The 8,544-nt window shown below is 62.8% G+C and carries 9 protein-coding genes; all 9 read left to right on the forward strand.

What is annotated here, in order from left to right; genetic code table 11:
* Positions 1–156: 156 nt before the first annotated feature.
* The 9 genes from KW840_RS28225 to feaR all read left to right on the forward strand — a co-directional run bounded on the left by KW840_RS28225 (position 157) and on the right by feaR (position 8,051).
* The gene (locus KW840_RS28225) at positions 157–1,320 is read left to right on the forward strand and encodes an acyl-CoA dehydrogenase family protein (RefSeq protein ID WP_218498459.1); all 1,164 of its coding nucleotides are present in this window, start codon (positions 157–159) and stop codon (positions 1,318–1,320) included.
* 31 nt (positions 1,321–1,351) lie between these two features.
* Complete coding sequence (locus KW840_RS28230) at positions 1,352–1,723, forward strand: hypothetical protein (protein ID WP_057715413.1); 372 nt, start codon at positions 1,352–1,354, stop codon at positions 1,721–1,723.
* A 3-nt stretch (positions 1,724–1,726) separates the two neighbouring features.
* A complete protein-coding gene (locus KW840_RS28235) occupies positions 1,727–2,197 on the forward strand; it encodes a nuclear transport factor 2 family protein (RefSeq protein ID WP_218498460.1) in 471 nt (156 codons plus the stop codon).
* The gene (locus KW840_RS28240; protein WP_218498461.1) at positions 2,194–3,318 is read left to right on the forward strand and encodes an amidase; all 1,125 of its coding nucleotides are present in this window, start codon (positions 2,194–2,196) and stop codon (positions 3,316–3,318) included. The genes KW840_RS28235 and KW840_RS28240 overlap by 4 nt, the downstream gene beginning before the upstream one ends.
* 23 nt (positions 3,319–3,341) lie before the next feature.
* Positions 3,342–4,625: an aromatic ring-hydroxylating dioxygenase subunit alpha gene (locus KW840_RS28245; RefSeq protein ID WP_218498462.1), complete on the forward strand. Its 1,284-nt coding sequence runs from the start codon at positions 3,342–3,344 to the stop codon at positions 4,623–4,625.
* Positions 4,622–5,122 (forward strand): aromatic-ring-hydroxylating dioxygenase subunit beta, encoded by a 501-nt coding sequence (locus KW840_RS28250; protein ID WP_057715409.1) that lies wholly within the window; start codon positions 4,622–4,624, stop codon positions 5,120–5,122. The genes KW840_RS28245 and KW840_RS28250 overlap by 4 nt, the downstream gene beginning before the upstream one ends.
* A 10-nt stretch (positions 5,123–5,132) precedes the next feature.
* Positions 5,133–5,873: an SDR family NAD(P)-dependent oxidoreductase gene (locus KW840_RS28255; RefSeq protein WP_218498463.1), complete on the forward strand. Its 741-nt coding sequence runs from the start codon at positions 5,133–5,135 to the stop codon at positions 5,871–5,873.
* Between the two features lie 158 nt (positions 5,874–6,031).
* Positions 6,032–6,982, forward strand: a complete 951-nt coding sequence (locus KW840_RS28260; protein ID WP_218498464.1) for a PDR/VanB family oxidoreductase — start codon at positions 6,032–6,034, stop codon at positions 6,980–6,982.
* A gap of 151 nt (positions 6,983–7,133) precedes the next feature.
* Positions 7,134–8,051, forward strand: a complete 918-nt coding sequence (feaR, locus tag KW840_RS28265) for a transcriptional regulator FeaR (protein ID WP_218498465.1) — start codon at positions 7,134–7,136, stop codon at positions 8,049–8,051.
* Positions 8,052–8,544 lie beyond the last annotated feature (493 nt).

Below are 8,544 nucleotides of genomic sequence, written 5' to 3' on the forward strand. Positions count from 1 at the left end.
ATTCCCTGTAGGAACGAGCCTGCTCGCGATGAACCTGAGAGCGCCACGGGGTGCCAGGTTTCCAGCGTCATCGTTGACGACCATCGCGAGCAGGCTCGCTCCTACAACGGGGCATGCGTGTCACCCCACTAACAATAAACAAAACGGAGAATGCCCATGCTGCGTTCAGCGGTTGCGCAACAAGACGCATCGATCGGCGTTGACGAGAATGTCGTCGACAGCCAGGCCTTTGCGCAGGTACTGGATGAAGTGCGCCGGCGCCGCGAAGAATTCGACACTGGCTCCCACGTGCCACGGGACATGATCGAGCGCTTCAAACAAGTGGGCATCTACCGTGCCGCCACGCCGAAATGCTTCGGTGGCGACGCCCTGGCACCGCACCTGTTCCTGCAAATGGTCGAACGCATCTCCGAAGCCGACGGCTCGGCGGGCTGGGTGGCCAGCTTCGGCAGCGCCGGTGTCTACCTGGCTGCTTTACCACGGGAAACCCTGGCTGAACTCTACGCCGAAAGCCCTGACCTGGTGTTCGCCGGCGGCTTGTTCCCCTTGCAACCGGCGGAGGCAGTAGAAGGCGGCTATCAGGTCAATGGCACCTGGAAATTCGCCAGTGGCTGCAAAGGCGCAGACCTGTTGGGCGTTGGCATCGGCGCCGCTGGCGGCAAGCCGCGCACCGCTGTGTTCCGCCCGGAGCAGGTAGACATCGTCGAGAACTGGGAAGTGGTCGGCCTCAAAGGCACCGGCAGCCATGACCTGCGAGTGACCGATAAACGCGTTGACGAGCGCTGGACGTTCATCCGCGGCGGTGCCTCGACCATCGACGAGCCGCTGTTCCGCTATCCATCCATCGCCTACGCCGCGCAAGTGCTGGCGGTGGTCAACCTCGGACTGGCCCGTGCCGCGCTGGACGAAATCAGCCGCATGGCGGGTGGCAGCGGCATCACCGGCGCGCCGAAATTGTCCGACCGCGCTTACGTGCGCATCGAGATCGCCAAGGCTGAAGCCAAGCTCAGCGCCGCGCGCGGTTTCTTCTACAACACCACCGAGCAGGTGTGGAACTCGATCCTGGCCGGCAACCCGGTCACGCCGGAGCAGACCAGCCTGTTGCGCCTGTCGGCCATTCATGTGTCCCAGGCCGGTGCCGAGGTGGTGCAGAGCGCCTACAGCCTGGCCGGCACCACCGCCATTTACCTGCGCCATCCGCTGCAACGCTACTTGCGTGACTCGATGGTGGTGACCCAGCACGCCTTCCTCAGCGAAGGCCTGTACGACGGCGCCGGCTCGGTGTTCCTCGGCGTACCGCCGTTCCCGGGCTACATCTGAATCCCCATTACTTTTTCAAGGAATCGCACCCATGTCGCAAACCACCCAAGAGCCATTGCGCGTCGTCTTCTGCATCGGCATCACCCAGAATTTTTTCGACCTGCCCACCGGCGAAGGCCTGAGCGTGTGGAAAGGCTTCAGCCAAATGATGGGCGACCTCGGCGCGATGCCCGGCATCACCGTGCTCGGCGCGATGGATGACGACCGCCTGATGGTCGGCCCGTCCACCACTTCGCCGTGGACCGTGTACATCATGGCCGACGTCGACTGCCACCAGTCGGTGATCGACGCCTGCAACCTGTTCCGCACCACACCGGTCGGCCAATACAGCCTGTGGCGCTACGCCAAGATCGAAGCGCGCATCGGTCGTCCGCTGACCATTCCTGACGCGGCCAAGGTGTAAGCCATGAACGAGGCCTTGCTGCAGCGTCTGGCGACGCTCGAAGGGGAAAGCGCAGTGCGTCGCCTGATGGCGCGCTACATGGACCTGTGCGATGTGCCGCGGGCGGCGATTCATCTGAGCCAGTTGGCGCAATTGTTCACCGAGGATGCGATCTGGGAAGGTATCGGCACCCAGACCGCACAGACCTTCGGTCAGCACCAGGGGCGAGAGGCGGTGGCGGCGTTTGTCGGCGGTTATCTGCCGCCGTCCGACCACTTCAAGCTGAACCTGCATTACCTCACCAGCGAGTCGATCGTGGTCGACGGCAAGGCGGCGCAGGGGCAGTGGATCATGCAGCAGATCTCGACCTACGCCGATGGCCGCAATGAGTTGTTCGGCACGCGCCTGAACATCGATTTCCGTTGTGTCGACGGCGTCTGGCTGATCGCGTATTTCCGCACGCAACGCTTGTTCAATTCGGAGCTGAGCGCATGAGTACTTTCATCAGCGAATTCCTCCTCGGTGGCAACGGCAAGCGCGTCGCCATCAAGGACTCCATCGACATCGCCGGCCATCCGACCCGCTCAGGCAGCCGTGCGTTCGCCGATGCACCGGCGGCGACGCAAAACGCCGAGGTGGTCGATGCGATCCTCGATGCTGGCTGGCAGATCGTCGGCAAGACCAACCTGCATGAACTGGCGTTCGGCGTGACCGGCATCAACGACTGGACCGGCACTCCGATCAATCCGCAAGCGCCGGACCGTGTGCCTGGCGGCTCGTCCAGCGGTTCGGCTTCGGCGGTCGCGGCAGGTCTGGCGGACGTCGCCATCGGTACCGACACCGGTGGTTCGGTGCGGGTGCCGGCAGCGTGCTGCGGGATTGCCGGGCTCAAGCCGACTTATGGTCGCGTCAGCCGTGTCGGTGCGCATCCACTGGAATCGAGCCTCGATTGCGTCGGGCCGTTCGCCAAAAGCATGGACGACCTGATCGCCGCGATGCAGGTGATCTGCCCGGGCTTTTCCGCTCAAGGCCTGCCAGGCGACGGCGCCAGAGTCGGCTTTCTCGAGGTGGCCTGTGATTCGCACCTGCAAGCCAGCCTGGGTGCCGCCGCGGACCGCGCCGGATGGCGTCGCAGCAACCTGCACCTGAGCGAATTCGAAGCAGCGTTTGCCGCCGGCCTGACGGTGATCAATTTCGAAAACTGGGCGGCGTTCGGCCACTTGACCGGCAAGGGCCTGATCGGCGCCGATGTGGAAACACGCTTGCTGGCGGCCAGTCGCACCACGCGCGAAGAGCTGGCCGATGCCTGCGCCGTGCGCACGCGGTTCACCCAACAGGTGGATGCAGCACTGGAAGACTTCGCCGTATTGCTGTTGCCGACACTGCCAACCTTGCCGCCAACCCTCAGCGAAGCCCGCGCCGGCAGCAAAGCCGTTGCCGGCATGACCCCGCTGGTGCGGCCTTTCAACCTCAGTGGTCACCCCGCGCTGACGGTGCCGGTGGAACTCGATTGCGGCGGGCTGAAAGTCGGCCTGCAAATCGTTGGCCGCAAAGGACAGGACGAACTGGTCTGCGCCTTTGGTGCGCAGCTGCAAGCCTCTACCACTCAATCATAAAAAGAAGCCATGAGGAGAACCGCATGAGCACTCATGAATATCAGCTGATCGCAACGTCGAAAAGCCCCGAAGACCTGGTCCGGCACGACCGCGTCGACGTCTCGCTGTACAACGACCCGGCGCTGTTCGAAGCCGAGCTGGACAAGATTTTCTACCGCACCTGGGTGTGGGTTGCCCACGAAAGCGAAGTGCGCAATAGCGGCGACTTCAAGACCGCCACCATCGGCCGCCGCCCGGTGATTGTGGTGCGCGACAAGAAGAACAACATCAACGTGCTGGAAAACCGTTGCCGCCACCGTGGCGCCACCGTGTGCGAGAAGCACAAGGGCAACGCCACCGGTTTCACCTGCCCGTACCACAGCTGGTCCTATGGCCTGGATGGCAAACTGCGTGCGCTGCCGTATCCGGACGGCTACGAAGGCATTCTGGAAAAGTCGGAATTGCCGCTGACCAGCCTGCGCGTCGAGAGCTACGCCGGCATGGTGTTCGCCAGCTACAACGACGAGATCGAGCCGCTGGAAGACTTCCTCGGCGGCGCGAAACACTGGATGGACCTGTTCATGAAGCAGGGCGCCGGCTACCCGATCAAGACCCAGGGCGAACACAAGTTCAGCTTCAAGGGCAACTGGAAGATCCAGCTGGAAAACACCACCGACGGTTACCACTTCCCGATCGTGCACAAATCGTTCATGTCGTCGGTGGATGAAGAAACCTCGGAAATGCTCTCGTTCATGACCGACGAGCAAGCCGTGACCCACTCGCTGGGCAACGGCCACAGCGTGATGGTGATGGTGCCGGAGCACGTCGACCTCGATCACGACGACGGCACCGAACAGTTGCAGGAGCGCTTCGCCCATGTGACCGAAGAACTGTCGAAGACCATGCCGGCCGATCAGGTCCGTCGCATCGTGCGCTCGCTGCACGGCGCCGGTTTCAACCTGAACCTGTTCCCCAACGTGGCGATGTCGATGTCGTTCTTCCGCGCGCTGCGCCCGGTGTCGGTCACCGAAACCGAGATCCGCCACGTGGCTCTCGGCATGGACGGCGGCCCGGAAATCGCCAACCGCGAACGCATGCGCATCCACGAACACTTCCAGGGCCCGTTCGGTTTCGGCAGCCCTGACGATGCCGAAGCCTGGGACCGCGTGCAGCGCGGCTCGTACGCCGGCGTCGATGCGCCGATCCTGGTCAACCGCGGCCTGAACCGCGAAATCACCGCTGAAAACGGCGACAAGGTCAGCCACGCCACCGACGAAGGCGGCATGCGCGGTGCCTACGACATGTGGAAAAGGATGATGAGCCAATGAGCAATCACGACACCCTGAACGGTTTTTCCGGCCCGTTGGCCCAGGCCATCGAGTTCATCTGGCGCGAAGCCGAACTGCTCGACCACAAGAACTACGCCGAATGGGCAACCTTGTGGAGCGCAAGCGGCAAGTACATCGTGCCGATCGACCCGGACACCGAAGATTTCGAAGCGACCCTCAACTACGCCTACGACGATGCACGCATGCGTGACCTGCGTATCGAACGCCTGACCGCCGGCTACTCGCCGTCGGCGGTGGACGCAGCGAAAACCATCCGCACGATCTCGCGTTTCCGCCTGGTGGAAGCGGCCGGCGACATCGTCGAAGTCAATTCGGCGCAGTTGCTGTACGCCTACAAGCGCGGCGTGCACACGCCGTTCGTGGCCGACCTGAACCACCGTATCCGCTTTACCGACGGCGTGCCGACCCTGGAGCGAAAAGTGGTGCGCCTGATCAACTCCACCGACAGCCTGAGCGCGCTCGGCTTCCTTTTGTGAGGGCAACATCATGAGTCGAGTAGCCCTCGTAACGGGTGCCTCGCGCGGACTGGGCGAGTGCATCGCCCGCCGTCTGCACGCAGCCGGTTATCGCGTCGGCCTGGCGGATGTGCGCCTCGATGGCGTGCAGCAACTGGCTTTGGAACTCGATGGCAGCGGCGCCAGCGCCGTGGCCATCGAGCTGGATGTGCGCAGCAAGGCCGACTTTCAACGTGCCCGCGATGTGCTCGCCGAGCGCTGGGGCGGCACCGACATTCTGGTGAACAACGCCGGTGTGTCGAAAGTCGCCGCGCTGATGGACATCACACCAGAAGAATTCGACGAGTCGATGGCGATCAACCTGCGCGGCACCTTCGTGGCCTGCCAGGTATTCGGCGCGCACTTTGCCGAGCGCGGCTTCGGTCGCATCGTCAACATTGCGTCCCTGGCCGGGCAGAACGGCGGCACCGCCACCGGCGCGCATTACGCGGCGGCCAAGGGTGGCGTGGCGACCCTGACCAAAGTCTTCGCCCGTGAACTGGCGCCCCAGGGCGTGACGGTCAACAGCATCTCGCCAGGTCCGCTGGACTTGCCGGTGGTACGCGAAACCGTGGCTCCGGAGCGTCTGGAACAGATCCTGAAAATGATCCCGGCGGGCACCCTCGGTGACCCAACGTTCATCGCCGACAGCGTGTTGCTGCTGATCGCCGAGAACGCCACCTCGGTAACGGGTGCGTGCTGGGACATCAATGGCGGATTGTTCATGCGCTGAGCAGCAGAAAAATGCCCCCTGTAGGAGCGAGCTCGCTCGCGATGGTCGCCAACGATAACGCGGGAAACCTGACACCCCGCGTTGTTCTCAGGTTCATCGCGAGCAGGCTCGCTCCTACAAGGGGCAGTAAACCAAAACAACAGTATTCAGGTGATGCAATGATGAAGGTGAAGATCGAAAGGATCGTCGACGAAGCGCTGGATATCCGTTCCTTTCGCCTCGTGCGCAGTGACGGCCAGCCGCTCGACACCTATGAACCGGGTGCCCACGTCGACCTGACCGGGCCGACCGGGGTGACCCGCCAGTATTCGCTGTGCAGCCCGCCGCAGGATCGCCGCGCCTACCTGGTGGCGGTGAAGAAAGAAGCCCAGTCGCGCGGTGGTTCGCTGGCGCTGCACGAGCAAGTGGAAGAGGGCATGGAGCTGGAAATGGGCGCGCCGCGCAACCTGTTCCGTCTCGATGACAGTGCCAGCGAACACGTGCTGTTCGCCGCCGGTATTGGCGTGACGCCGCTGTTGAGCATGGCTTATCGACTGGCGGAAAGCGGCCAGCCGTATCGTTTGCATTACTTCGCCCGTTCGGCGCAGTACGCGGCGTTTACAGAGCTGTTGGCGACGAAGTTCGCCGCCCACGTGGAATTTCATTACGGCGTAGAGCCGGCGGATCTGGACGGCGCGTTGAGCGAATGCCTGGCGCGTGCCGGCAGCGCCGCTCACGTCTATACCTGCGGCCCGGCACCTTTCATGAACAAAGTGGTGGAAGTGGCGTCCCGCAGTCGCTCTGACGATTCGATTCACCTTGAACACTTTGCCGCAGACCCGGCCGCCAACAGCGCTCCGGCCGGCACGTTCGAAGTGGAGCTGGCCAGTTCCGGCGTGGTGCTGCAGGTGCCGGCCAACGCCAGCCTGGTCGACGTGTTGCAGGCCCACGGTTGCGACATCGACACCGAGTGCCGCGAAGGCATCTGCGGCACCTGCATCGTCGAGGTACTGGACGGCGTGCCGGAGCACCGCGACAACTGCCTGTCGAACAAGGAAAAGGCGTCCAACAAGCAGATTTGCGCGTGTGTATCACGGGCGCTTTCCGCTCGTCTGGTATTGGACATTTAACCCGTAGGTCGACTGGAAAGCTTGGGCCGGAGCCTGTTGAATGGGCGCCCGGCGGCCGTCGAAGGAGGAGATGGCTACAGAAACAACCGTTTGACGAACCGCTCGATGAAGCGGTCGAAAAATAACAACAAAAACGTGAGGCTTTGCGGACATGATTACAGCATCGACGGTGCGCAACGAGGCGTTCGAAAGTTGGTTGAGCCAGGTGAACCAGGCCTGTGGGCGTTTCGATGCCCGGGCGCTGGACACCGATTTCTACGGCGAACTGGCGGAATTTCGCAGCGGTGCGATCAACCTGAGTGTGGTCGACATGGCGCACGTGCATTTGTACCGCACCAGCAAGGACGTCAGCACCAGCAGCGACGGCCACTACTACGCGGTGTTCCAGATGCGCGGCAGCTCGCAACTGGAGCAGGGCGACAACCGCGCGCAACTGGGCTGTGGCGACATTGCCCTGATCGACGCCAGCCGTCCGAGCGACATGATCTACAACGACGATTGCCGACAGCTGTCGCTGATTCTTCCGCGCCAGGTGGTCGAGCGGGGTTCGCACTTAAATACCGTCAACTGCGCCACGCGCATCGCGGCCGGCAGCCCCCTGGCGGCGATGGCCAACAAGCTGGTGCTGGACACCCGCCAGCAGGAGGGGCTGGACATGCAGGAAAGCGAGGCCGTGCTCGATGCCCTGGCCAGCCTGTTGCTGCCGGGCATCAGCGCCCGGGACGGCGGTGCTGACGCCCATGAGCGGCAATTTCGCAAGATCATCGCCTTCATCGACGCCCACCTCAGCGACGAAGAACTGTGCCCCGAGCTGATCGCCCGTGAAGTGGGGATTTCCGTGCGCGGCCTGTACCGGATGTTCTCCAAGCGCGGCCTGGTGGTGGCGCAATACATCAAGCACCGCCGCCTGGACTTCTGCGCCGAAAACCTGCGCCGCGCCGATGTCGAACAGAAGCTTTCGGCGCTGTGTTATGCCTGGGGCTTCTCGGATTCGAGCTACTTCTCGTCGGCCTTCAAGTCGCGCTTTGGTGTGTCGCCGGGTGCTTATCGCAAGCGCTATAGCTGCTGAATTCGATGTTGAATGGGCTGGCCCCATCGCGAGCAAGCTCGCTCCCACAGTGGATCTGCGGTGAACACAAAGTCTGTGTACGACCGGGATCAACCTGTGGGAGCGAGCCTGCTCGCGCAAGCGGTATGTCAGTCGCCAGCGATGTTGGATGTGCCGGCCCCATCGCGAGCAAGCTCGCTCCCACAGTGGATCTGCGGTGAACACAAAGTTTGTGTACGACCGGGATCAATCTGTGGGAGAGAGCCTGCTCGCGAAAGCGGTATGTCAGTCGCCAGCGATGTTGGATGTGCCGACCCCATCGCGAGCAAGCTCGCTCCCACAGTGGATCTGCGGTGAACACAAAGTCTGTGTACGACCGGGATCAACCTGTGGGAGCGAGCTTGAACTGGTCAAGTAATCCCGGACACCGGTTACGGTGTTTATGCCGCTTTTTGCTCCATGGCTATTGGCGACAGATAGTTGTTGTAGCTGTGGAGCCTGGTGCGGTTGTAGT

It is taken from the genome of Pseudomonas sp. PDM30 (assembly GCF_019218985.1).
Taxonomy (GTDB): Bacteria; Pseudomonadota; Gammaproteobacteria; order Pseudomonadales; family Pseudomonadaceae; genus Aquipseudomonas; species Aquipseudomonas jessenii.